At 69.7% G+C, this 22012-nt stretch carries 24 protein-coding genes, 1 tRNA gene and 1 other RNA gene; 10 read left to right on the forward strand and 16 right to left on the reverse strand.

Going from position 1 to position 22012, the window contains the following annotated elements; all coding sequences use genetic code 11:
* From ACFW16_RS05780 to ACFW16_RS05790, 3 genes are all read right to left on the reverse strand, one after another.
* Positions 1 to 1492: endonuclease Q family protein (locus ACFW16_RS05780; protein WP_380302757.1), on the reverse strand; the 1492-nt coding region annotated here is incomplete at its 3' end.
* Positions 1493 to 1670: 178 nt separating this feature from the next.
* Positions 1671 to 2354 (reverse strand): HAD hydrolase-like protein, encoded by a 684-nt coding sequence (locus tag ACFW16_RS05785; RefSeq protein ID WP_380302759.1) that lies wholly within the window; start codon positions 2352 to 2354, stop codon positions 1671 to 1673.
* Positions 2355 to 2562: 208 nt separating this feature from the next.
* Positions 2563 to 2639, reverse strand: a tRNA-Arg gene (locus ACFW16_RS05790).
* Positions 2640 to 2816: 177 nt separating this feature from the next.
* On the opposite strand from ACFW16_RS05790, the gene ACFW16_RS05795 reads away from it, so the two are divergent.
* The 4 genes from ACFW16_RS05795 (at position 2817) to ACFW16_RS05810 (ending at position 6120) form a co-directional block, all read left to right on the forward strand.
* On the forward strand, positions 2817 to 3287 hold the full coding sequence (locus ACFW16_RS05795; RefSeq protein ID WP_380302761.1) for a DUF4864 domain-containing protein: 471 nt from the start codon (positions 2817 to 2819) through the stop codon (positions 3285 to 3287).
* Between the two features lie 85 nt (positions 3288 to 3372).
* Complete coding sequence (gene dapD, locus ACFW16_RS05800; RefSeq protein ID WP_380302763.1) at positions 3373 to 4215, forward strand: 2,3,4,5-tetrahydropyridine-2,6-dicarboxylate N-succinyltransferase; 843 nt, start codon at positions 3373 to 3375, stop codon at positions 4213 to 4215.
* A gap of 157 nt (positions 4216 to 4372) precedes the next feature.
* The gene (dapE, locus tag ACFW16_RS05805; RefSeq protein ID WP_380303048.1) at positions 4373 to 5533 is read left to right on the forward strand and encodes a succinyl-diaminopimelate desuccinylase; all 1161 of its coding nucleotides are present in this window, start codon (positions 4373 to 4375) and stop codon (positions 5531 to 5533) included.
* Positions 5534 to 5538: 5 nt separating this feature from the next.
* Positions 5539 to 6120, forward strand: a complete 582-nt coding sequence (locus ACFW16_RS05810) for a hypothetical protein (RefSeq protein WP_380302765.1) — start codon at positions 5539 to 5541, stop codon at positions 6118 to 6120.
* Here the strand turns inward: ACFW16_RS05810 and truA are convergent.
* Complete coding sequence (truA, locus tag ACFW16_RS05815) at positions 6105 to 6851, reverse strand: tRNA pseudouridine(38-40) synthase TruA (RefSeq protein ID WP_380302767.1); 747 nt, start codon at positions 6849 to 6851, stop codon at positions 6105 to 6107. The genes ACFW16_RS05810 and truA overlap by 16 nt on opposite strands.
* 251 nt (positions 6852 to 7102) lie before the next feature.
* On the opposite strand from truA, the gene ACFW16_RS05820 reads away from it, so the two are divergent.
* The 3 genes from ACFW16_RS05820 to ACFW16_RS05830 are packed head-to-tail and all read left to right on the forward strand — an operon-like array spanning position 7103 to position 8517.
* Positions 7103 to 7531 carry a hypothetical protein gene (locus ACFW16_RS05820; protein ID WP_380302769.1) on the forward strand — a complete coding sequence of 143 codons (429 nt, stop codon included), beginning with the start codon at positions 7103 to 7105 and terminating at the stop codon, positions 7529 to 7531.
* A 22-nt stretch (positions 7532 to 7553) separates the two neighbouring features.
* Entirely contained in the window at positions 7554 to 8078 is a 525-nt protein-coding gene (locus ACFW16_RS05825) for a hypothetical protein (RefSeq protein ID WP_380302771.1), read from the forward strand.
* A gap of 13 nt (positions 8079 to 8091) precedes the next feature.
* Complete coding sequence (locus ACFW16_RS05830; RefSeq protein ID WP_380302773.1) at positions 8092 to 8517, forward strand: hypothetical protein; 426 nt, start codon at positions 8092 to 8094, stop codon at positions 8515 to 8517.
* 49 nt (positions 8518 to 8566) lie between these two features.
* Here the strand turns inward: ACFW16_RS05830 and ACFW16_RS05835 are convergent, their stop codons facing one another.
* The 11 genes from ACFW16_RS05835 to ACFW16_RS05885 all read right to left on the reverse strand — a co-directional run bounded on the left by ACFW16_RS05835 (position 8567) and on the right by ACFW16_RS05885 (position 18660).
* A complete protein-coding gene (locus ACFW16_RS05835) occupies positions 8567 to 9787 on the reverse strand; it encodes a glycerate kinase (protein ID WP_380302775.1) in 1221 nt (406 codons plus the stop codon).
* Between the two features lie 17 nt (positions 9788 to 9804).
* Positions 9805 to 11250, reverse strand: coding sequence for an SLC13 family permease (locus tag ACFW16_RS05840; RefSeq protein WP_380302777.1), 1446 nt, complete (start codon positions 11248 to 11250; stop codon positions 9805 to 9807).
* Positions 11251 to 11312: 62 nt separating this feature from the next.
* A complete protein-coding gene (fmt, locus tag ACFW16_RS05845) occupies positions 11313 to 12230 on the reverse strand; it encodes a methionyl-tRNA formyltransferase (RefSeq protein WP_380302779.1) in 918 nt (305 codons plus the stop codon).
* 17 nt (positions 12231 to 12247) lie between these two features.
* Entirely contained in the window at positions 12248 to 12571 is a 324-nt protein-coding gene (locus ACFW16_RS05850; RefSeq protein ID WP_380302781.1) for a YbaB/EbfC family nucleoid-associated protein, read from the reverse strand.
* A complete protein-coding gene (locus ACFW16_RS05855) occupies positions 12568 to 14409 on the reverse strand; it encodes a DNA polymerase III subunit gamma/tau (RefSeq protein WP_380302782.1) in 1842 nt (613 codons plus the stop codon). The genes ACFW16_RS05850 and ACFW16_RS05855 overlap by 4 nt, the downstream gene beginning before the upstream one ends.
* A gap of 89 nt (positions 14410 to 14498) precedes the next feature.
* Positions 14499 to 14589: signal recognition particle sRNA small type (gene ffs, locus ACFW16_RS05860), an RNA gene on the reverse strand.
* Between the two features lie 66 nt (positions 14590 to 14655).
* The gene (locus tag ACFW16_RS05865) at positions 14656 to 15468 is read right to left on the reverse strand and encodes an IclR family transcriptional regulator (RefSeq protein ID WP_380302784.1); all 813 of its coding nucleotides are present in this window, start codon (positions 15466 to 15468) and stop codon (positions 14656 to 14658) included.
* A gap of 22 nt (positions 15469 to 15490) precedes the next feature.
* Positions 15491 to 16213, reverse strand: coding sequence for an SDR family NAD(P)-dependent oxidoreductase (locus ACFW16_RS05870; RefSeq protein ID WP_380302786.1), 723 nt, complete (start codon positions 16211 to 16213; stop codon positions 15491 to 15493).
* Positions 16210 to 17511: an MFS transporter gene (locus tag ACFW16_RS05875; RefSeq protein WP_380302788.1), complete on the reverse strand. Its 1302-nt coding sequence runs from the start codon at positions 17509 to 17511 to the stop codon at positions 16210 to 16212. The genes ACFW16_RS05870 and ACFW16_RS05875 overlap by 4 nt, the downstream gene beginning before the upstream one ends.
* A 43-nt stretch (positions 17512 to 17554) precedes the next feature.
* Positions 17555 to 18076 (reverse strand): 2,4'-dihydroxyacetophenone dioxygenase family protein, encoded by a 522-nt coding sequence (locus tag ACFW16_RS05880; RefSeq protein ID WP_380302790.1) that lies wholly within the window; start codon positions 18074 to 18076, stop codon positions 17555 to 17557.
* A 164-nt stretch (positions 18077 to 18240) separates the two neighbouring features.
* Positions 18241 to 18660, reverse strand: a complete 420-nt coding sequence (locus ACFW16_RS05885) for a hypothetical protein (protein ID WP_380302792.1) — start codon at positions 18658 to 18660, stop codon at positions 18241 to 18243.
* A gap of 279 nt (positions 18661 to 18939) precedes the next feature.
* On the opposite strand from ACFW16_RS05885, the gene ACFW16_RS05890 reads away from it, so the two are divergent.
* Positions 18940 to 19284 (forward strand): hypothetical protein, encoded by a 345-nt coding sequence (locus ACFW16_RS05890; protein WP_380302794.1) that lies wholly within the window; start codon positions 18940 to 18942, stop codon positions 19282 to 19284.
* 134 nt (positions 19285 to 19418) lie between these two features.
* Here the strand turns inward: ACFW16_RS05890 and ACFW16_RS05895 are convergent, their stop codons facing one another.
* A complete protein-coding gene (locus tag ACFW16_RS05895; RefSeq protein ID WP_380302796.1) occupies positions 19419 to 19655 on the reverse strand; it encodes a hypothetical protein in 237 nt (78 codons plus the stop codon).
* 307 nt (positions 19656 to 19962) lie between these two features.
* On the opposite strand from ACFW16_RS05895, the gene ACFW16_RS05900 reads away from it, so the two are divergent.
* Positions 19963 to 20250, forward strand: coding sequence for a co-chaperone GroES (locus ACFW16_RS05900; RefSeq protein WP_342241840.1), 288 nt, complete (start codon positions 19963 to 19965; stop codon positions 20248 to 20250).
* Between the two features lie 38 nt (positions 20251 to 20288).
* On the forward strand, positions 20289 to 21914 hold the full coding sequence (gene groL / locus ACFW16_RS05905) for a chaperonin GroEL (RefSeq protein WP_380302798.1): 1626 nt from the start codon (positions 20289 to 20291) through the stop codon (positions 21912 to 21914).
* The last annotated feature ends 98 nt before the right edge of the window (positions 21915 to 22012 follow it).

The raw sequence follows: 22012 nt of genomic DNA on the forward strand, positions 1-22012 counted from the left end.
CACGCAAACTCCTCGTCCGACTCAACGCCAAGGCCCGCGATGTCCGCCAACAACTCGCACTGGCTGCTTGACAGGCCAGACAGTCGCTCACCCGGTCGTCCTGCGGACGCCCGACCTCTCCCGCCAGGCGGGAGAGGTTACGCGTTGGTTCATCGAGGTTGGAGGCCGATGGCTGCGCCTTCGCCTCCGCCCGCCCCTGCGGCAGGTCGAACAGCAACCCTCCCGCGGTGCGGCTCTTCAGCTCCTGCGGCTCGAACAGGCGGATCACGCCGTATTCGCCGTCATAGCCGGCGTCGCGGATCACCTGCCCCTTCCGCAGCCGCGTCACCGCCTCGGCCAGCAGCTCGGATTCGGCGCGGGCGATGTCCTCGACCGGCAGCTCGCCGAGGATCGACAGCTCCGACCCCAGCGTGCCGACCAGACGGTCATAGCTGCGCGCCACCGCCTTGCTGGCCGGGCCGGTCGCCAGCAGCTCGGACAGGATCTCGGGCAGCGGCACCAGGCTCGAGATCTCGCCGGCCGTCGGCGGCGGCGCGGCCTCGGCCTCGCTGCGATCGGCCAGTGTCTCGATCCGGTGCAGCACGCCGACCGTGACCGGCTGGCCGCAGACCGGGCAGCGCCCGTCCAGCGCCAGCGTCTCCTGCGGGCTCAGCCGGACATCGCATTTGCGGTGGCCGTCGGCGTGGTATTTGCCCTCTTCCGGGAAGAACTCGACCGTGCCGGCATAGCCGTCGCCGGTCTCCAGCGCCCGGCGGATGGCGTGATAGTCGGGGTCGCAGTCGAAGGCCGTGGCCTCGCGCCCCAGCTTGCCCGGCGAATGCGCGTCGGAGTTCGAGGTCAGGCGGTAGCGGTCGAGGAAAGAGATCCGCCAGTTCATCGCCGGGTCGGAGGACAGGCCGGTCTCGACCGCGAAGATGTGGTCCGCGAGGTCGCCATAGCATTCGGCGATGGAATCGAAGCCGGACTGCGAGCCCAGCGCCGCGAACCAGGGCGTCCAGATATGGGCCGGCACAAGATACGCATCGGGACCGGAGGCCAGGGTGACCTCCAGCAGGTCGCGGGAATCGAGGCCGAGGATCGGCCGCCCGTCCGAGGCGATGTTGCCGATCCGCGCCAGGCTGGCCTGCAGCCGGTCGATCGTGTCGAAATCCGGCCCGTAGATCAGGTGGTGGATCTTCCGGGTGCGGTCGCCCTTCTTGTAGATGGTCGAGATCTCGGTCGACAGCATGAAGCGCACCGGCGTCCGGCACGGCGCCGGAAGCGTCGCCATCACCGCGGCCTCGAGGTCCGGCCGCAACCGGAACAGGCCCGGCGTGTCCGGCACCAGCTTGTCCTTCAGCTCGGCCAGCCAGACCGGGTGCACGCAGTCGCCGGTGCCGACCACGCCGATGCCCTTGCGCGCCGCCCAATGCGCCAGATGCTCCAGGTCGAGGTCCCGGCTGGTCGCCCGCGAATGCTTGGAATGGACGTGCAGATCGGCGTGAAAGCGCATGTCGGCCCCGTGTTCCCCGCGCCCCCTCCGTCTCACACCTACGATCGCCGTGAAGACTCGGGCGCCGATCGGGCGATGATAGGACGCAGGACCGGGTCGGCAAACGCCCGAAGGGCCTGCTCAGCCCGTCAGGAGCGCCGCATGCGCGATCCCGCGCGGCCTCTCCTGCAAGGAACCGTCACGGCGAGCCCCGCTGGGGCGTGGCCATCGCCAGGATGGCGGCCGGAAGGCCCGCCGGTTCTGCAACAAGATCATCCGCCCCCGCGGACTCCAGCTCATCGCGCGTGCCGTATCCCCAAAGCACGCCGAGAGAGCGCATCCTGTTCGCGTGAGCTCCAACGACATCATATCGACGGTCACCCACCATGACGCAGTGGCTCCGCGCCAGCGCATGTCGCTCGACGATATGGGAAACAAGGTCCGGTTTATGGTCCAAAGCACCGCCATCTTCGGAGCCGTAGATGCCGTCGAAAAGGGACATGAGATCGAGATGCTCAAGGATACGCAGGGCAAACCGCGTACGCTTGGACGTCGCGAGATACAGCCGTGCACCTGACTGCCGTATCTCTGCCAATGCTTGAGCGATGCCCGGGTAGGGAAGACTGTTGTACAAGCCGCTCCGGCCATAATCCGCCCGATAGGCTGCCACCGCTTCAATGATCCGATCGTCACCAAAGGGCTCGAGCAGCAACCGCATGACGTCGTCGATCGGAGGGCCGATGATTGCGGTCAGATCCAGCGATGGTCCCGGCTCATGCCCCAGGGCACGAAGTGCGGCCCGGCAGCTCATGAGGATGCCAGGCTGCGAATCGATCAGGGTACCATCGAGGTCGAGAAGGACTGAGGACGTATCAGACGACATGGCGTAGCGTAGCGTAGCATGGCTTGCCCGGCCGGCCACAGCCGCTGACCGCCCTTTGCCGACCATCGCCGGCGCCCGCGGCAGACAAGCACCGGACGCCCTCAGGCGGAGAGCTGTCGCAACAAGTCGCCATGCCCGCATCGGCCTTCGAGACCGTCGGCAAGACATACGGGAATGGGATGACTGAACGTCTATCTCAGTGAGATAGTGGCGCGCCCGAGAAGATTCGAACTCCTAACCTTCTGATCCGTAGTCAGATGCTCTATCCAATTGAGCTACGGGCGCGTTCTGCGGGGCGTCGTCGCCGCCCCGTCGTCAGGCGGGCGGAACCTAGTCGATGCCCGACCCCGATTGCAAGCCCCATTTTCATCGATCCGACACGAAACGAGGCATGCGGCCGCCGCATGGGCCGAGGCCCCTGCCCTGCGCCCGCTTTCCGGCTGCGCTCGGCCGCGCCATCTCATGTTCAAGCACGACGAGAACCGGGAGGCCGTGATGGCGCTGGTGTGCGACGTTGTCGGGCGCGTTCTCGCCCTCTTGCTGCTGATCGGCATGCCCGCCTTCGCCCAGGCGCCCCTCGGCAACGCCGACGGGGCAGCGATCGCGGGCGTGATCCGGAAGCAGCTCGACGCCTTCCAGGGCGACCGGGCGGCGGAGGCCTTCGGCTACGCCTCGCCCGGCATCCAGCAGATGTTCGGCACGCCGGACAGGTTCATGGCCATGGTCCGGCAGGGCTATCCGCCGGTCTACCGGCCGCGCTCGGTCGATTTCCGCGAGCTGGTCACGGCCGAGGGCCGGATCGTGCAGAAGGTGCTGTTCGTCGGCCCGGACGGGGTGCCGGTGATCGCCGAGTACATCATGGAGCGGCAGCCCGACGGCAGCTGGCGAATCGACGGCTGCCGGCTGGACCGCGGCGGCGACCGCTCGGCATGACACCCAGGTCAGAGGCGGCGTTGACAAGCCTGACGGGGGCGCCCCATCGTGCGGGCCCGACACCAGAGATTGCCGAATTCGTGCCATGACCGACACCGCGCTGAAGACCGCCATCGAACAGGCCTGGGCCGACCGCGACAGCCTGACCCCGGCCACCCAGGGCACGGCCCGCGACGCCATCGAGGCGGCGCTGGAGGGCCTCGATTCCGGCGTCCTGCGCGTGGCCGAGAAGATCGACGGGCAGTGGCAGGCGCATCAGTGGCTGAAGATGGCGGTGCTGCTGTCCTTCCGCATCACCGACAGCAAGATCGTCCCGGGCGGGCCCGACGGCGCGGTCTGGTACGACAAGGTGGCGCCGAAGACGCTCGGCTGGGGCGAGAACCGCTTCCGCGAGGCCGGCTTCCGCAGCGTGCCGGGCGCGGTCGTCCGCCGCTCCGCCTATATCGCGCCCGGCGTGGTGCTGATGCCGAGCTTCGTCAATGTCGGCGCCCGGGTCGACGGCGGTACCATGGTCGACACCTGGGCCACCGTCGGCTCCTGCGCCCAGATCGGCAAGAACTGCCACCTGTCGGGCGGCGTCGGCATCGGCGGCGTGCTGGAGCCGCTGCAGGCCAACCCGGTGATCATCGAGGACGACTGCTTCATCGGCGCGCGCTCCGAGGTGGTCGAGGGCGTGATCGTCGAGCGCGGCTCGGTGCTGTCGATGGGCGTGTTCCTGAGCGCCACCACCAAGATCGTCGACCGCGAGACCGGCACCGTCAGCTACGGAAGGGTGCCGGCCTATTCGGTGGTGGTGCCGGGGGCGCTGCCCGGCAAGAAGCTGGCCGACGGCACGCCCGGTCCGTCGCTGGCCTGCGCCGTGATCGTCAAGCGGGTGGACGAGCGCACCCGGGCCAAGACCTCGATCAACGAGCTGCTGCGCGACTGATTGCGATGGTTGACCGGGCCGGCTCTCTTTTCCCTGTCATTGCCGGGCTTGACCCGGCAATCCAGGGGCCACCAAGAGCGGCTCTGGATGCCCGGGTCAAGCCCGGGCATGACAGATCAAGGGACGTGTCTGGAGCTCAAGCTTGACCAACCACCCCATGACCGCCCCCGACCCGATCGAACTGACCCAGGCGCTGATCCGCTGCCCCAGCGTCACCCCGGCCGATGCCGGGGCGCTGGATGTGCTGGAGGCGGCCCTGGCGCCGCTCGGCTTCCGCTGCGAGCGGATGCGGTTCGAGGCTCCGGGCACGGCGCCGATCGACAATCTCTACGCCCGCATCGGCGGCGGCCGGCCGCATCTCTGCTTCGCCGGCCATACCGACGTGGTGCCGCCGGGCGACGAGGCGCGCTGGCGCTTCCCGCCCTTCGAGGGCCGGATCGCCGAAGGCCGGGTCTGGGGCCGCGGCGCCTGCGACATGAAGAGCGCGGTCGCCGCCTTCGCCGCCGCGGCCGGGCGCTTCCTGGCCGCGCGCGGGCCTGGCTTCGGTGGGTCGATCAGCCTCCTGATCACCGGCGACGAGGAGGCCGAGGCGGTCAACGGCACGGTGAAGGTGCTGCAGGCCCTGGCGGCGCGCGGCGAGGCGATCGACGCCTGCATCGTCGGCGAGCCGAGCAGCAGCGAGGCGGTGGGCGACACCATGAAGATCGGCCGGCGCGGCAGCCTGACCGGCCGGCTGACCGTGCGCGGGGTGCAGGGCCATGTCGCCTATCCGCACAAGGCCGACAACCCCCTGCCCCGGCTGGTGCGGATGCTGGCGGCCCTGGGATCGGGGCCGGAGATCGACCAGGGCAGCGCGCATTTCGATCCGTCCACCCTCGCCATCACCACAATCGATGTCGGCAACCCGGCCGCCAACGTGATCCCGGCCGAGGGCCGCGCCACCTTCAACATCCGGTTCAACGACACCCACACGGCGGACAGCCTGGGCGCCTGGCTGCGCCAGCGCTTCGATTCGGTCGGCGGCGACTACGCACTGGAACTGCGCAGCGGCGCCGACAGTTTCCTGACCGCGCCGGGCGAGCTGACCGGGCGCGTCGCCGGCGCGGTGCAGCGGGTGACCGGCCGCCGCCCGGCCTTCAGCACTTCGGGCGGCACCTCCGACGCCCGTTTCGTCAAGGACTACGCGCCGGTGGTCGAGCTGGGCCTGGTCAACGCCACCATCCACAAGACCGACGAGAATGTGCCGGTCGAGGAGATCGAGACGCTGGCCCGGATCTATCAGGCGGTGCTCGAGGACAGCTTCCCGGAGAGGGGCTGACGGCCATGGCGGTGTCTTCGGCCGACATCATCCGCGGGGTCTGGGGCGCCTGGCGCCTGGCCCGGCGCGACACCGGCGGCATGGCCATGTTCGACGTCTCGCCGGACGGCGCGGCGAAGAGCTTCGTCGCCGCGGCGCTGGCCCTTCCGCTCTTCGTGATCGTGCAGATGATCGCGCTGGGCGACAGATGGCCCCTGCTGCTGCAGCCGGCTCCGCTGATCATCATGGTTCTGGGATTTCTCGCCGGCTGGCTGGTGATGCCGGCAGGCCTGACCTGGATCCTGCCACGGCTCGGCCGCAGCCAGCGCCTGGCCGAGGGGATCGTTGCCTACAACTGGGCGGCGCTTCTGATCTCGTCGGCCTGGTTCGTCGTGGTGCTGCTGAACGCCGTCGGCCTGTTCCCGGGCCAGCTGGGGTTCCTCGTCTTCGTCGTCGTCCAGGTCGTCTGCTACGTCTATGAAGGCTTCGTGCTTCGCACCGCGCTCGAGATCGAGCTGCCGATCGCGGCAGGGCTGGTCGTGTTCGACGCCGTGATCTCCGAACTGCTGGGCGCCTGGATCGCCGCGGCCACTCAGGCGTCCCTGTAGCGCACCCACAGGAAGCACAGCCCGTCCGGCGGCGCGGTGGCGCCGGCGGCGGCGCGGTCGCGCGCCGCCAGCACCTCGGCGACCCAGCCGGGCGGGCGCTTGCCCTCGCCCACCAGCTTCAGCGTGCCGGTGATGTTGCGGATCTGGTGGTGCAGGAAGGACCGCGCCTCGGCCTCGATCTCGATCGCCTCGCCGCGGCGCACCACATCCAGCCGGTCCATCGTCCGCATCGGCGACTTGGCTTGGCATTCGGCGGCGCGGAAGCTGGTGAAGTCGTGGTGCCCGACCAGGTGCTGCGCCGCCTCGTGCATCGCCGCGGCGTCCAGCGGCCGCGACACCTGCCAGGCCTGTCCGGCCTCCAGCGCCAGCGGCGCGCGGCGGTTGACGATGCGGTAGCGATAGGCGCGCAGGATGGCGGAGGTGCGGGCGTCGAACCGGTCGTCCACCGGCTCCGCCGCCAGGATCGCCACCGGCAGCGGCTTCAGGTGGAAATTGACCGCGTCGCGCACCGTGCCTGGATCGGTCGGCCGGGCGATGTCGGCATGCGCCACCTGCCCCGCCGCGTGCACCCCGGCATCGGTGCGGCCGGCGGCGGTGATCCGCACCTCCTCGCCGCAGAACCGGAAGATCGCCTCCTCGACCGCCTGCTGCACCGACAGGCCATGGGCCTGCCGCTGCCAGCCGACGAAGGGCCGTCCGTCATACTCGATGGTGAGCTTGTACCGCGCCATCCGCCGCACCATAGCGGCCCCGGCGGGAAGCGCCAGATCCAGCCTTTCTCGCGGCCGCGATATCTTCGGTCTTTACACGGCCCGCCGCGCTCCGCCAATGTCAGGCATTCGATCCGATTTTTATGATTTCTGGATTCGAACAGGGCGTGCGGCAAGAGCCGCCGCGGCATTGGCGTGATGCGGATTCGGAGGGGGATTCGTTGGTCGCATTGAGATTTTTCCGTCGGCGCACGGTCGACGGAGCCCTGGTCATGGCGCTGCTGGCCGTGTCGGCCTGCATGTCGGCCCAGGATCACCGCCAGGCGGTTTCCGCGGACCAGGGCGGCAAGCTCACCATCGGCACGGTCCAGCGCGAGATCAGGACCGGCATGACCTCCGGCCAGGTGGTCGAGATCCTCGGCTCGCCGAACATGGTCACGACCGACGAGCAGCGCCGCGAGGTCTGGGTCTATGACCGCGTCTCGACGGAGACCGCCTATTCCACCAGCTCGGGCGGCGTGAACGCGCTCGTGCTCGGCGGGGCGGGCATCGGCGCCGGCCTCCTGGGCGGCGGGGTGGGAGGCGGCTTCGGCCAGTCCGCCGGCGCGGTTTCGCAGACCCAGCGGACCATCACCATCATCATCAAGTTCGACAATCAGAACCGGGTGCGCGATTTCGCCTATCGATCCAGCGCATTTTGAAACCCGTTCGGGGGCCACGATTATGAAACGCATGCTTCTGGCGGCATTATCCGCCGTGCTGTTGTCGGCCTGTGCCCAGGGCATTCCCAAGGAAGCCCTGCAGCTGTCCCAGGAGAACCTGCAGCAGCGGCAGCTCCAGACCCGGCGCTTCGACAGCGCCGACGAGGGCAAACTGCTGCAGGCCAGCGCCGGGGTGCTGCAGGATCTGGGCTTCACCATCGACCAGAGCGACACGACCGTCGGCGTCATCGCCGCCAGCAAGAACCGCGACGCGACCGAGACCGGTCAGGTCGTCGGTGCCGTGCTGCTCTCCATGCTTTCGGGCGTGCCCCAGGCCTACGACAAGGACCAGAAGATCAAGGCCAGCCTGGTGACGCGGCCGGTCGGCAACGGCAAGTCCACCGCCGTCCGCGTGACCTTCCAGCGCTATGTCTGGAACACGCGGGGCCAGGTTTCCAGGATCGAAGGCCTGAACGATCCCCAACTCTACCGGGAATTCTTCGACAAATTGAGTCAGTCCGTGTTCCTGAGCGCGAACGAGATCTGAGGCCGAGACGGAAATGAAGAAGATTGCGATCGCGGCGACTGTCGCCGTCCTGACCTTGTTCGTGGCGGCCTGCCAGTCCGACAGCCGCAAGCAGGTTCTGGCCTCCACCGCATCGGCCGTGCAGCTGCGCAGCATCCAGAGCCGCGCCTTCGACACGACCGATCAGCAGAAGACGCTGCGCACCGTCATCGCCACGCTGCAGGATCTCGGCTTCGTCGTGGACAATGCCAACGCCACCCTGGGGACGGTCAGCGGCACCAAGCTGGACGGCTACGCCCTGCGCATGACGGTCAGCGTCCGTCCCAGGGGGACGACGCAGCTCCTGGTGCGCGCCAACGCCGACTACAACAACCAGGCGGTCGAAGACCCGCTGCCCTATCAGCAGTTCTTCGCCGCGCTGGAGAAGGCGATGTTCCTGACGGCGCAGCAGGTCGACTGAAGCAGGCCGTCCAGCAGGGTGCGGCACCGTCGGTGCCGCGCCCACAGCGTCATGATCGAGGGTGGGCGTGGAGCCCGCCGTGGCGGGGCCGGCGCGACGCGCCGGAGCCCGCCATCGCCAGCACCATGCGCAGCGCCTGCTCGGCCGCATCGGCGACCAGCCGCGGCGCCTCGGCCAGCGCCTCCGCCAGCGAGCAGGGGCGCGTCAGGATGCTGAAATAGGCGTCAATGCCGGCCGCGAGGTTGAGATGCGCGTCCGGCCCGACGGTGCCGGCCAGCGCGATCACCGGCAGGCCGTAGCGCTTGGCCCGGCGGGCGATCTCCGACGGCACCTTGCCGAACGGGGTCTGGCCGTCGAGGCTGCCCTCCGCCGTCAGCACCAGGTCGGACCGGCGCAGCAGCGCGTCGATGTCGATATAGCGCATGACGATGTCGTAGCGCGGGTGCAGCCTGGCACCCAGCAGGGCGTGCAGCCCGGCGCCGAGCCCGCCCGAGGCGCCGCTGCCCGGCATGCCCCGCAGCTCGACGCCGAGGTCGCGGCGCACTGCGTCGGCATAGGTCTCCAGCGCCTGTTCCAGCGCCTCGACCGCCGCCGGGGTCGCGCCCTTCTGCGGCCCGAACACCCGGCTGACGCCGCGCGGCCCCAGCAGCTGGTTGTGCCAGTTCAGCGCCACGTCGATGCGCACCCGGTCGAGCCGCGGGTCGCGCCCGGCGAGGTCGATCCGCCGTAGATCCAGGAGGGCACCGCCGCCGGCGCCGATCTCGGCCCCGTCGCCGTTCAGCAGGCGGATGCCGAGCGCCTGGGCCATGCCGGCGCCGCCGTCATTGATGCCGGAATCGCCGCAGCCGACCAGGATCCGCCGTGCCCCGGCGTCGAGCGCGGCGCGGATCAGCTCGCCGACGCCGCGGCTGGTGGTGCGCAGCGGGTCGCGCGCCCCGGCCGGCACCAGGCGCAGCCCGGCGGCCGAGGCCATCTCCAGCACCGCGATGCGGCCCCGGCCGCCGAGGAAGCCGAACTGCGCCTCGACCGGCAGCCCCACCGGGCCGGTCACGGTCACCTTGTGCAGGCGCCCGCCGGTCAGGGCGACCAGCGTCTCGGTGAAGCCCTCGCCGCCGTCGACCATTGGCGCCGACAGGATCTCGGCCTGCGGCAGCGCGGCCAGGACGCCACGGGCCATGCAGTCGATCACCTCGGCCACGCCCAGCCCCTCCTTGAAGCCGGACGGGGCCAGCAGGACGCGAATCGGCTTGTTCGATCGAGTGATCATCATGTCGTCCTCGAGCAGGGTCAGAGCGGGAAGCGGCCGAAGCCCAGCGCCGGCCAGACGGCCAGGGCGAAGAGCAGCAGCAGCGCGAACAGCATCGGCAGCAGGGCCAGGGACAGGCGCAGCAGGTCGGCCGGGCCGTAGCCCTGGCCCTCGCCGGCGAGGCCGAACATCGCGACCGGCTTGGCGCTGGCCATCAGCGTCTGGCAGAAGCCGGTGGCGGCGACCACCAGCAGCCCGGCGCCGGCGGGGTCCAGCCCCAGCTCCGCCGCCCCGGCCAGGACCGGCGGCAGCAGCACCGACACCCGGGCGGTGCGCGACTGCACCACCAGATGCAGCAAGAGGCCGATCGCCGCCAGCCCGGCGCAGGCGAGGACCGGGGCCATGCCGCCGAGCCCGTCCAGCACCCCGCCGACCAGCCGGCCGCTGACGCCGGACGCCGTCAGCCCGTCGGCGATGGCGATGGTCGCCGCCATGAACAGGATCAGCGGCCATTCCACCGCCTTCAGCCCGTCGCGCAGCCCGCCGCCGCCCAGGCCCGGCAGGGTCAGCAGCAGCGCCCCGGCCAGCGCGATCAGCGTGTCGTCGACGCCGTGCAGCGGCGCGGTGAACCAGCCCAGCACGACCAGGGCCGCGATCCCGCCCACCGGCAGCACATTGCGGTCCGGCCGCACGGCCGGCGCCATCGCGGCCGGCGCCGCCAGCGGGGTGCGGCGGTCCTCCGGCGTCAGGAACAGCCGCAGGATCGCCTCGATCGCCAGGGCTGTGCTGGCCAGGGCGAAGGGCAGGCCCAGCAGCGCCCAGTCGAGGAAGCCGATCGGCCGGCCGGTCCATCGCCCGATCATCTCGGCGGCCAGGAGATGGGCGCCGGCGCCGGTCAGCGAGGCGAAGGCGGACAGCAGGATCGCGGTCGGGAACAAGAGGGCCAGGGCGCGGCGCAGGCGGGGATTGGCCGTTGCGCCGGCCAGCGCGGCATGCACCGGGATCATCAGCGCCGCCCGGCCCGAGGTCGAGGGCACGACGAAGGCGGTCGCCAGCATCACCAGCCCGAGTCCGTGGAACAGGGCGCGTGGGCTGCGGGTGCGGGCCGCGACCAGCCGGGCCAGGTGGTCGGCCAGCCCGGCCCGCTTCAGCGCATCCGCCAGGATGAAGGCGGCGATCAGCAGCCAGACCAGGTCGCTGCCCAGCGCCGCGAACACCGGATCCGGCGCCGGGAAGACCCAGAGCGCCATGCCGAGCGCCGCCAGCAGCGCCACCAGCGTGTCGTCCAGCCGGGTCAGCCCCCAGCCGATGATGGCGAGGCCGAACAGGATCAGGGCGGCGCGGGCCGGCCGGTCGAGCGACGCCAGCCCGAGCTCGACCGTGACCGGCAGCAGGATCGCCAGCGACAGGGCGAGAAGGGTCCGCGGCGCGGGAAGGGTCAGGCGGCCCGGTGCGAGGGGCGGCGCAAGGGAGTGTCGGGCGAGCACCGTTGTCTCCGGATCATGTGACGTTTCCGTGACAACGATGGGGGTGGGATCTTATTCCGCGACTATCTCAGAATGGTTCCCGGCGGAATGGGAAAGCCGTTGAGCAGGTCGCGCGCCGGCATCGGCGCCTTGCCCGGGCGCTGCAGCCGGGCCAGGCGGATCGCGCCGCGACCGCAGGCGACCGTCAGCTGTTCGTCCAGCACCGTGCCGGGCACGCCCGAACCATGGGCGAGGGCCGCCGCCAGCACCTTGATGCGCTCACCGTCATGCTCGAACCAGGCGCCGGGCCGCGGCGTCAGCGCCCGCACCTGGCGATCGACCGCCGCGGCATCGGCCCAGTCGATGCGCTCGTCCTCCGGCCCGATCTTGGCGGCATAGGTGACGCCGTCCTCCGGCTGCTTCGTCTCCACCGCTCGGCCCGCGGCAACGGCGTCGAGCGCCGGCACGATCAGCCGGGCGCCGAGGGCCGCAAGCGTGTCGTGCAGCTCGGGCGTGGTCGTCTGCGGCCCGATCGCCACCCGCTCGGCCAGCAGCATCGGCCCGGTGTCCAGCCCGGCCTCCATCCGCATGATGGTGACGCCGGTCCCGGCGTCGCCGGCCAGGATGGCGCGGTGGATCGGCGCGGCGCCGCGCCAGCGCGGCAGCAGCGAGGCGTGGATGTTGAAGCAGCCGAGCCGCGGCGCGTCCAGGATCGGCCGCGGCAGGATCAGCCCATAGGCCGCGACCACCGCGGCGTCGAGACCGAGATCCCGGAACTCCGCCTGCGCCTCGGGCGTGCGCAGCGTCGCCGGGTGGCGGACCGGCAGCTGCGCCGTCGCCGCGGCCCGGTGCACGGCGGAAGGCTGCAGCTTGTGGCCGCGCCCAGCCGGGCGCGGCGGCTGGGTGTAGACGGCCGCGATCTCGTGCCCGGCGTCGATCAGCGCGAGCAGCGCAGGCACCGCGAAATCCGGCGTGCCCATATAGGCGAGGCGAAGGGGCATGGCGTCGGTGCGGCTGCTCAGAACGGCAGCTTCATCCCCGGCGGCAGCTTCAGCCCGCCCATCAGCTTCGAGGTTTCGGCCTGCACCGCTTCCTCGACCTTGCCCTTGGCGTCGTTGAAGGCGGCGACGATCAGGTCCTCCAGCACCTCGATCTCGGCCGGGTCGACCAGCTTCGGGTCGATCTTGAGCGAGCGCAGCTCGCCCTTGCCGTTCAGCACCACCGCGATCATGCCGGCGCCGGCCTGGCCCGGGACCTCGATCTCGCCCAGGCGCGACTGCATCTCGGCCATCTTGGCCTGCATCTCCTGCGCCTGCTTCATCATCTGTCCGAGATTCTTCATGCCTCTCGCGGCTCCTCTTCATCGGTGGCGTCGGGGGCGGGCATCGGCTCGGCGCCCGGTCCGGCCGCCTCATCCTGCTCCAAAGGATTGCGCAGGTCGCGGATCACCGCGCCCGGGAAGGCGCTCATCACCGCCTTGACCAGCGGGTGCTCGGCCGCCTGCGCCAGCGCGTTCTCGCGATCGGTCCGCGCCTGCTGGTTCAGCGTCGGCGCGCCCTCGGCACCGGAGACGCTGACCACCCAGCGCTCCCCGGTCCAGTCGCGCAGCGCGGTGCCCAGGCGGTTGGCCAGGTCCGGCGGTGCCGAGTCATGCGGCCGGAACTCCAGCCGCCCCGGCTCGAAATGCACCAGATGCACCGCGCTCATCAGCTGACCGTGCAGCACCACGTCGCGGGCGAAGGCGATCTGCACAAGCTCGTCGAAGCTCTTCGGCTCGGCCCGCAGCACCGCCTTCGGCGCCGGCGCGGCCACTGGGGCCGAAACCGGAGCGGGCGCCAGCGCCACCGGCGCCGGCTCGGCCGGAACCACCGACAGGCCACCGCTGCCCGCCGCCATCATCCGAGGCCCCCCGGGTCCCGGGCCCGGAACCGGGCCCGCGGTCACCGCCCCCTGGCTCTGCAGGTCGCCGAACTTGCGGACCAGCTCGCCCGGGCTGGGCAGGTCGCTCATGTAGAGCAGGCGGATCAGCACCATCTCCAGCGCCGCCTGCGGGTTCGGCGCCGCCTGCACCTCGCCGGCCCCCTTCAGCAGGGTCTGCCAGGCCCGGGTCAGGCCGGGCAGCGAGATCCTCTCGGCCAGGGCGCCGCCGCGCTTGCGCTCGACCTCCGGCACCGCCGGGTCGTCCAGCACGGCCGGCACCATGCGGGCGCGGGTCACGAAATGGATGAAGTCCAGCAGGTCGCCCAGCACCGATTGCGGGTCGGCCCCGGCCCGGCGCGCCGCCTCCAGCCCCTCCAGCATGCGCGGGCCCTCGCCGGCGAAGGCCGCCTCCAGGATGTCGATGACGCTGGACCGGTCGGCCAGGCCCAGCATCTCGCGCACGCTCGCGGCGGCGATGAAGGGCTTGTCGCCGACCGGCGCGCCCTGGGCGATCGCCTGGTCCAGCAGGGACAGGCCGTCACGGGCCGAGCCGTCGGCGGCGCGGGCGATCATGCCGACCGCCTCCGGCTCCGCCGCCACGCCTTCCTTGTCCAGGATCTCGCTGAAATACGCCTGCAGCTGGTCGGCGCCGATGCGGCGCAGGTCGAAGCGCTGGCAGCGCGACAGCACCGTCACCGGCACCTTGCGGATCTCGGTGGTGGCGAAGACGAATTTCACATGCGGCGGCGGCTCTTCCAGCGTCTTCAACAACGCGTTGAAGGCATTTTTGGAGAGCATGTGGACTTCGTCGATGATGTAGACTTTGTAGCGCGACGCCACCGGGCCATAGCGCACGCCGTCGATGATCTCGCGGATGTCGTCGACGCCGGTGCGGCTGGCGGCGTCCATCTCCATCACGTCGACATTGCGGTCCTGGAGGATGGTGCGGCAGGGCTCGCACACGCCGCAGGGATCGGCGGTCGGCCCGCCCTTGCCGTCCGGCCCGACGCAGTTCAGCGCCCGGGCCAGGATCCGCGCCGTGGTGGTCTTGCCGACGCCGCGCACCCCGGTCAGCACGAAGGCGTGCGCCAGGCGGCCGGAGGCGATGGCGTTGGTCAGGGTCCGCACCAGCGCGTCCTGGCCGATCATCTCGGCGAAGGTGGTCGGCCGGTATTTCCGGGCCAGCACGCGGTAGGCCACCGGCTTGGCCGGCTGCGGCGCGTCGTCTAGTCCGAGGGGCAGGGCTGCGTCATCGCTCATGGCGCGCGATCATAGGGAATGGAAGCCGTGGTCGAAAGGCCGAAGCACGACCCGTCGGGCGAAGAGCGACCAGAGGATGGAGATGAGGTGGGAGACCGGCAGCGACCCGTATCGAAACTCGTTACGGCTGCTTCCTTCCGGATCTGACCGGGTTGGCGAGGGACACGCCCGCGCCGATCTCCCGCGCCCTATATCGGTGCTTCGGGCGCCGGAGGCAAGTGCGGAATGACAGTTGCGTGTATCCGCTCAGCGCACCCCTTCGGCCGCCAGCGCGGCGATGCGCCCGCAGCAGGCCAGCAGCGGCCCGGCATAGCGCTCGGGATCGTCGATCGCGGCCCGGTATTTCGGGATGCTGACGCTGATGCAGCCGATCGCCTTGGCCTTCCCCGCGATGGGCGCCCCCGCGATCGCCCCGCCATAGCACCAGATGTCGGCTTCGTTCTCCTCGGCGTCGATCGAATAGCCGCGGGCGCGGATGCGTTCGATCTCCGCCGCCAGCGCCGCGACGGTGGTCAGCGTCTGCGGCGTCATCGCCGTGAGATCGAGTCTCGGCAGCAGCGCCGCAGCCTCGTCCGGCGGCAGCGCCGCCAGCCAGGCCTTGCCGACCGAGCTGGAGTGGAGCGGCACGCGGGTGCCGATGCGCGAGGCCATGCGCACCGCCCGCGGGCTCTCCAGCTTGTCGACATAGATCATCTCCGGCCCGCTGCGGACGGCGAGATGCACGGTCTCGCCGGTGGCGTCGCGCAGCTTCGCCAGCTCCTCCGCCGCGATCAGGCGCAGCTCGAACCGGTCCCAGGCGCGGGCGGCCAGGGCCATCAGCCGCGGGCCGAGGCCGAAGGCGCCGCCGCGCGGCACCTCGGCCAGCATGCCTTCGGCCTGCAGCGCCGCGACGATGCGGTGCACGGTCGGGCGCGGATGGCCGGTCAGGCGGGCGATCTGCGCCACCGAGACCGGCTCTGCGGCATCGGACACCACCTGCAGCACCGCCATCGCCTTGCCGAAGGCGGCCGCCCCCTGCACCGCCGCTGAACCGCCCTGGCCTGTCGCCCCTTGGCCCATCGCCGCCCCCTCCTCGCCCCGCTCAGGCGACGAGATAGCCGCCATCGACCGGCAGCGCCACGCCGGTGATGAAGCCGGCAGCCGGACTGCACAGGAAGGCGACGGCCTGCGCCACCTCCTCCGGCCGGCCCCAGCGGCCCATCGGGGTGCGGGCCAGGATGGCGCCGGAGCGCGCCGGGTCGTCCTGCAGCGCCTGCGTCAGCGGCGTGGCGATCCAGCCCGGCGCCACCGCGTTCACCCGGATGCCGTCCGCGGCATAGGCGATGGCCAGCGACTTGGTCAGCTGCAGCACCCCGCCCTTGCTGGCGCTGTAGCCCGGCACCAACCCGCCGCCGAAGAAGCTGAGCATCGAGGCGGTGTTGACGATGCAGCCCTTCGTCACCTTCAGCAGCGGCCGGGCGGCGGCGCAGAGCCGCATCGTGCCGGTCAGGTTGACCGCCAGCACCTGCTCGAACACCGCTGGGTCGTGCTCCGCCTCGCGGCGGATCACCCCGGCGCAGTTGACCAGGATGTCGAGCCGGCCGAGCCCGCCGACCAGCGCCTCGACCGCCGCGGCGTCGGTGACGTCGAGCTCGGCCAGCCGTGCGCCCTGCGGCGGCTCGGCGCCGGCGGCCGGGGCCAGGCCGGCGGCGGTCACGGCCGCGCCCAACCGGGCCAGCCCGGCCGCGATGGCGGCGCCGATGCCCTGGGTGCCGCCGGAGACCAGCGCCGAGCGGCCGGCGAAGAGATCGGGCTGGAAGGTCATGCGAGCCTTCCTTCCGGGGCTGCCGCCGACCGGTCCTCGATCGGGTTCCGCACCAGCACGATGAGCGCCAGGGCGGCGACCGCGGCGACGGCGGCGCTGATCAGCAGGGCGTTGACGAAGGAGCCGGTCCGGTCGAGCACGAAGCCGGTGATGATCGGCGCGAAGGACCCGGCGAAGTAGCCGCCGAAGTTCTGGATGCTGCCGAGCGACGCCACCTGGCGCGACGGCGCCGCGGCGCTGACCAGCATCCAGGCGGTGGAGCTGGCGTAGTTGATGCAGAACATGGCCAGCGAGATGTACACCACGGCCATGGTCAGGCTCGGCGTGTAGGCCGCCGGCAGGGTGAAGACCGCGCCGCCGACCAGCCCCGCCGCCATCGGCCATTTGCGGCTGGCGACCGCGCCGACGCCGCGGGCCAGCAGGAAATCCGCCACCTTGCCGGAGCACAGCATGCCGAGCGCGCCGACGAGGTAGGGGATGGCGACCACCCAGCCGGTGCGGGCGATGCTGAGACCGCGCTCATGCTCCAGATAGCCGGGCAGCCAGGTCAGGTACAGCCAGACCATGTAGATCACGCCCATGAAGCCCAGCACCATGCCCCAGGTGGTGCGGTTGGCGAACAGCCCGGCCCAGTCGGCGAAGCTCTGCCGCGGCCGGGCCTGCGCCGGGCGGCCGTCGTCGAGGAAGGAGCGCTCGGCCTCGCTCAGCGGCGTGTCGCCGCGGTTGCGGTAGATCAGGTACCAGCCGACGGCGACGATGATGCCGAGCACGCCCATCAGGATGAACATCGGGCGCCAGCCGAAGGCCAGCATGATCGCGGTCAGGATCGGCGGCGCGATGGCGGGGCCGATGCAGGAGGAGGCGATGAAGATGCCGGTCGGCATGCCGCGCTCTCGCATTGGGAACCATTCGCTGATCACCTTGGCCCCGGCCGGGAATTGCGGCGCCTCGCCGACACCCAGCACGGCCCGGGTGCCGATCAGCTGGCCCAGCGACTGCGCCAGCCCGCCGGCCAGCTGGGCCAGCGACCAGAAGAACATGCCGGCGCCGAGCATGATGCGGGCGCCGAATCGGTCCAGCATCGCCCCGACCGGCAGCTGCGAGAAGGCATAGGCCCAGGAGAAGGCGGAGAGCAGCAGCCCCATCTGCGTGCCGGACAGGCCGAGCTCGGTGGAGATGTCGTGATTGGCGATCGAGAGGGTGCTGCGGTCGAGATAGTTGACGATGCCGGCCGCGGTCAGAAAGGCGACGGCGATCCACTGGATCCGGCGGATCCGCGGCGGCTTGCCGGATGACATGAGACGATTTCCTCGGAACCTTGGATGTTCTGGCGGGCGGTTGTCAGCGGACGAACTGATCGACGTAATCCGCGCCCAGCCCGGCTTCGGCGTAGTGCTTGCGGCACATGTCCAGCTTGGTGAACACGTCCTCGTAGCCGGTGTGATTGCCCCACGGGTCGACGTAGTACATGACGCCGTTGACCTGGAAATAGGTGATCATCTCCTCGACGTCCTCGTCGACCACCAGGGTGTGGGTCTCGCCCGGCGGCTCGAAGACGTAGCTGCCCTCGGTGGCGACCCAGTCGTGCTCCAGGTAGCGCCAGCTGCCTTTCAGCACGAAGCCGTGCACCGGCCCGGGATGGCGGTGGCGGCTGAGCACGCCGGCCTTGCGAACCCGCAGCAGGTTCATCCAGTAGCCGCTCGAGATGTTGAGGCAGAGCGGCCGGAACCAGACGTTCTCGGCCTGCGGCACCCAGACCCGTTCGTCCTGCGGCACGGCATGGGGCACGACGATGTCCCGCAGCGCTTCGGGCGGGTTCGGATACTGGTAGGGCATCCGCTTGGTGTCGGCGTCGGCTGGCATGACGCTTTCCTCCGGCTTGTCCACATTATGGACGATTTATCCATTTTGTGGACAAACACTGGCCCGGGATCGGGTGGCTGTCAATGCCGGACGATTCATCGCTTCTCCACCTGCATCCGATGGCGAAGCGCCGTCGCTTCATCCGGCAATCCGACCGCCCGGCATCACAGGATGCCGGCCACTCTCAAGAACAGGGCTGCCGCAGCCAGGGCGAGCACCAGCACGACCAGAGCGCCCCCGTTCCATCGGCCGAGGACTGCTGATTGCAGTCGGGGCTGCGCGGCAATGGATGACGCTGGCCCGGTTCCGGGCAGGAGCGAAGCCAGCCGCGTCGCGATCGCCATGATTTCGGCACTCGACCGCTCGGCGCGTGCCGTGCCGGTAATGATCTCCGCCAGCTCGAGCACGGTCGCATCCCGTGGCTGCCCGGCCAGCCGGCTCGCCGTCGCCCAGGGATCGCCGCCCAGGCGACCGAGCATCGAGACCACGCTCAAGGGCATGCCGTTGGATTCCGCCCCGACGTCGGCGAACAGGAACGCGTTCAGATTCGATTTGCGCAGGCGAAAGACGTCGGTATCGGGCATGTCAAAGTCGCACCTCGTGAGATACATCACGTGATAGCCATACACCAAAAATCAAGATCAAAATACGATAGCAATTCCAAAATATCAGGGTTCCGATCCCAATAACAAACATAAGAATTAATGCCACAGGCCATCTGACACGACCTTAAAAAAACCAAATCGATCGTAGCTGAAATTTGACGGCTTCCCAGGAGGCAAAATAAATCCCGGCCAAAGTCTCCAATGTGGTAATTTGGCGGGCGAGAGAGATTTGCCTCTCTCCGAATGAAAGCACACACCATGAAAACCCCTGAATGGCTTCAGCCGGCGCTGTATGGCGCCGCGTGCGGTGCGGTTGCGCTTGCCGTCATCGGTTTCAGCTGGGGCGGCTGGGTCACTGGCTCCTCGGCCCAACGCATGGCCCAGGACCGGTCCAAAACGGATCTGGTGGCCGCACTTTCGCTGATCTGCGTCGATCAGTCGAAACGCGACCCGCAGCTGACGGAAAGGCTTGCGGAACTGAAGGCTGCATCGAGCTATAGCCGCGGCGACCTGGTGGTCAAAGCCGGTTGGGCGATGATGCCGGGCGGAACGGTCGCCGATGCCCAGGTCGCCAAGGCCTGCGCCACCCAGCTCGCCAGCTAGACTGGCTGCGGGATCGGCTCGAGAAGAGGCCCAAAGCTCGCCCATCGCCCCTGTGCCAGCGGCGACGGCGAGCAGCGGGGCGGCGCTGCGTCGGCCTCGATCACGAGCCGAGGCGGCAAGAGCCTCGGACTGGATCACCGGCCATTGGATCGGCGGAAGTCTCGGGGATCCCGCTCGACCGGACGTGACAGCTCATGCTCCGGCACCATCCGTTCCTCGTTCCCGAGCACGCTGCGGATCCGGTAGAGCGGGCCGGACGTGTCGCTGGGATAGCGGGCGAGCACCTTGAACGTCCCGTCTCCGGATTGCCCCGACAGCGACCGGCGCGAGACATGCACGGTGCTGCCCACTGGGAACTTGTAGTCCTTCATCACGACATTTCTGGCCTCCCGGGGGAGCGCCGGCTGAGGGATCGGATGCGGCGGCGCGACCGGTGCCCCGAATTTCCGATAGAGTACACCGAAACCCAGAAACAAACCTACTGAATCCCACCACCCACCCAATAATCAGTGAAAATCATAGTAAGATTTGAATCACCATACACAGAAAACGGTGCCAATATTTATTTCTGATCGATAAGATATTCACCTTGTATGCTAGGATAGCCGTGCACATCTATAAAGGAGATAGTGAATCGAGCCTATCTCCCAAAAATTGGTTCTCCGAAGGATTCAGCCGATGAAATTCCGCCCGCTGCACGACCGGGTCGTGGTCCGCCGCATCGATGCCGAAGCCAAGACGGCGGGCGGGATCATCATCCCCGACACCGCCCAGGAGAAGCCGCAGCAGGGCGAGGTCGTGGCCGTCGGCCTGGGCGCGCGGGATGCGCAGGGCGTGATCCAGGCGCTCGACGTCGGCGTCGGCGACCGCATCCTGTTCGGCAAATGGTCCGGCTCCGAGATCCGGCTCGATGGGGTCGACTACCTCGTGATGAAGGAGAGCGACGTGATCGGCGTCGTCGCCTGATCCCGCCCGCCTCCCCTCCCCTTTCAAGGACCAGCACCATGCCAGCCAAAGACGTCAAATTCAGCACCGATGCGCGCGACCGGATGCTGCGCGGCATCGACATCCTCGCCCGCGCCGTCAAGGTCACGCTCGGCCCGAAGGGACGCAACGTCGTGCTCGACAAATCCTGGGGCTCGCCGCGCATCACCAAGGACGGGGTGACGGTGGCCAAGGAGATCGAGCTGTCCGACAAGTTCGAGAACATGGGCGCGCAGATGGTGCGCGAGGTCGCGACCAAGACCGCCGACCTGGCCGGCGACGGCACCACCACAGCCATCGTCCTGGCCCACGCCATCGTCAAGGAAGGGGCCAAGGCGATCGGCGCCGGGCTGAACCCGATGGACGTCAAGCGCGGCATCGACCTGGCGGTCGCCGCCGTGGTCGAGGAGATCGGCAAGCGGGCCCAGACCATCTCGACCAATGACGAGATCGCCCAGGTCGGCACCATCTCGGCCAATGGCGAGCGCGAGATCGGCGCCATGATCGCCAAGGCGATGAAGAAGGTCGGCAACGAGGGCGTGATCACGGTCGAGGAGGCCAAGAGCTTCGAGACCGAGCTCGACATCGTCGAGGGCATGCAGTTCGACCGCGGCTACATCTCGCCCTATTTCGTCACCAATACCGAGAAGATGATCGCGGAGCTGGAGAACCCCTACATCCTGCTGCACGAGAAGAAGCTGCCGAACCTGCAGTCCTTCCTGCCGCTGCTCGAGGCCGTGGTCCAGGCCGGCCAGCCGCTGCTGATCGTCGCCGAGGACGTCGACGGCGAGGCGCTGGCCACCCTGGTGGTCAACAAGCTGCGCGGCGGGCTGAAGGTCGCGGCGGTCAAGGCGCCGGGCTTCGGCGACCGGCGCAAGGCGATGCTCGAGGACCTCGCCATCCTGACCGGCGGCCAGGTCATCTCCGAGGATCTCGGCATCAAGCTCGAGAACGTCACCCTCGACATGCTCGGCCGGGCCAAGAAGGTCGTCATCTCCAAGGAGGACACGACGGTCGTCGACGGCGCCGGCGCCAAGAAGGACATCGAGGGCCGCACCAACCAGATCCGGGCGCAGATCGAGGAGACCACCTCGGACTACGACCGCGAGAAGCTGCAGGAGCGCCTGGCCAAGCTGGCCGGCGGCGTCGCCATCATCCGCGTCGGCGGTGCCAGCGAGATCGAGGTCAAGGAGCGCAAGGACCGCGTCGACGACGCGATGCACGCCACCCGCGCCGCGGTCGCGGAGGGCATCGTCGCCGGCGGCGGCGTCACCCTGCTCTACGCCAGCCGCGTCATCGACACGCTGAAGCCCGAGAACACCGACCAGAAGGTCGGCATCGACATCGTCCGCCGCGCCCTGCAGGCGCCGGTGCGGCAGATCGTCGAGAACTCCGGCAGCGACGGGTCGGTGGTGGTCGGCAAACTGCTCGACAGCAAGGACCATAATTGGGGCTACGACGCCCAGAAGGGCGATTTCACGGCCATGATCAAGGCCGGCATCCTCGATCCGGCCAAGGTGGTGCGGATCGCGCTGCAGAACGCCGCCTCGATCGCCGGCCTCATGATCACCACCGAAGCAATGGTGGCCGCGCTGCCGGAGACGGCCGGCCTGGCAGCGCCGGATGCCGATGGGATGGGCTACTGATCCGCCGGCCCCGGGGCCGCGGCCCCCCCCCGCCCCGGCCACCCGCCCAAGTGCGCGGACGGGGCCCAAATCCAAGTAAAACCCGCGCAATGGGGCCC

The organism is Inquilinus sp. NPDC058860, assembly GCF_042743185.1.
Lineage (GTDB): Bacteria > Pseudomonadota > Alphaproteobacteria > DSM-16000 > Inquilinaceae > Inquilinus.

Excerpts from the sequence above, each read along its gene's own strand:
- ACFW16_RS05900 (WP_342241840.1), top strand. The coding sequence starts at position 19,963 with ATGAAATTCCGCCCGCTGCACGACCGGGTCGTGGTCCGCCGCATCGAT.
- ACFW16_RS05820 (WP_380302769.1), top strand. The coding sequence starts at position 7,103 with ATGGCGCTGCTGGCCGTGTCGGCCTGCATGTCGGCCCAGGATCACCGC.
- ACFW16_RS05895 (WP_380302796.1), bottom strand. The coding sequence starts at position 19,655 with ATGAAGGACTACAAGTTCCCAGTGGGCAGCACCGTGCATGTCTCGCGC.
- ACFW16_RS05825 (WP_380302771.1), top strand. The coding sequence starts at position 7,554 with ATGAAACGCATGCTTCTGGCGGCATTATCCGCCGTGCTGTTGTCGGCC.
- ACFW16_RS05850 (WP_380302781.1), bottom strand. The coding sequence starts at position 12,571 with ATGAAGAATCTCGGACAGATGATGAAGCAGGCGCAGGAGATGCAGGCC.
- truA (WP_380302767.1), bottom strand. The coding sequence starts at position 6,851 with ATGGCGCGGTACAAGCTCACCATCGAGTATGACGGACGGCCCTTCGTC.
- ACFW16_RS05875 (WP_380302788.1), bottom strand. The coding sequence starts at position 17,511 with ATGTCATCCGGCAAGCCGCCGCGGATCCGCCGGATCCAGTGGATCGCC.
- ACFW16_RS05855 (WP_380302782.1), bottom strand. The coding sequence starts at position 14,409 with ATGAGCGATGACGCAGCCCTGCCCCTCGGACTAGACGACGCGCCGCAG.
- ACFW16_RS05810 (WP_380302765.1), top strand. The coding sequence starts at position 5,539 with ATGGCGGTGTCTTCGGCCGACATCATCCGCGGGGTCTGGGGCGCCTGG.
- ACFW16_RS05795 (WP_380302761.1), top strand. The coding sequence starts at position 2,817 with ATGTTCAAGCACGACGAGAACCGGGAGGCCGTGATGGCGCTGGTGTGC.
- ACFW16_RS05885 (WP_380302792.1), bottom strand. The coding sequence starts at position 18,660 with ATGCCCGATACCGACGTCTTTCGCCTGCGCAAATCGAATCTGAACGCG.
- groL (WP_380302798.1), top strand. The coding sequence starts at position 20,289 with ATGCCAGCCAAAGACGTCAAATTCAGCACCGATGCGCGCGACCGGATG.
- dapD (WP_380302763.1), top strand. The coding sequence starts at position 3,373 with ATGACCGACACCGCGCTGAAGACCGCCATCGAACAGGCCTGGGCCGAC.
- ACFW16_RS05890 (WP_380302794.1), top strand. The coding sequence starts at position 18,940 with ATGAAAACCCCTGAATGGCTTCAGCCGGCGCTGTATGGCGCCGCGTGC.
- ACFW16_RS05835 (WP_380302775.1), bottom strand. The coding sequence starts at position 9,787 with ATGATGATCACTCGATCGAACAAGCCGATTCGCGTCCTGCTGGCCCCG.
- fmt (WP_380302779.1), bottom strand. The coding sequence starts at position 12,230 with ATGCCCCTTCGCCTCGCCTATATGGGCACGCCGGATTTCGCGGTGCCT.
- ACFW16_RS05785 (WP_380302759.1), bottom strand. The coding sequence starts at position 2,354 with ATGTCGTCTGATACGTCCTCAGTCCTTCTCGACCTCGATGGTACCCTG.
- ACFW16_RS05870 (WP_380302786.1), bottom strand. The coding sequence starts at position 16,213 with ATGACCTTCCAGCCCGATCTCTTCGCCGGCCGCTCGGCGCTGGTCTCC.
- dapE (WP_380303048.1), top strand. The coding sequence starts at position 4,373 with ATGACCGCCCCCGACCCGATCGAACTGACCCAGGCGCTGATCCGCTGC.
- ACFW16_RS05830 (WP_380302773.1), top strand. The coding sequence starts at position 8,092 with ATGAAGAAGATTGCGATCGCGGCGACTGTCGCCGTCCTGACCTTGTTC.
- ACFW16_RS05880 (WP_380302790.1), bottom strand. The coding sequence starts at position 18,076 with ATGCCAGCCGACGCCGACACCAAGCGGATGCCCTACCAGTATCCGAAC.
- ACFW16_RS05865 (WP_380302784.1), bottom strand. The coding sequence starts at position 15,468 with ATGGGCCAAGGGGCGACAGGCCAGGGCGGTTCAGCGGCGGTGCAGGGG.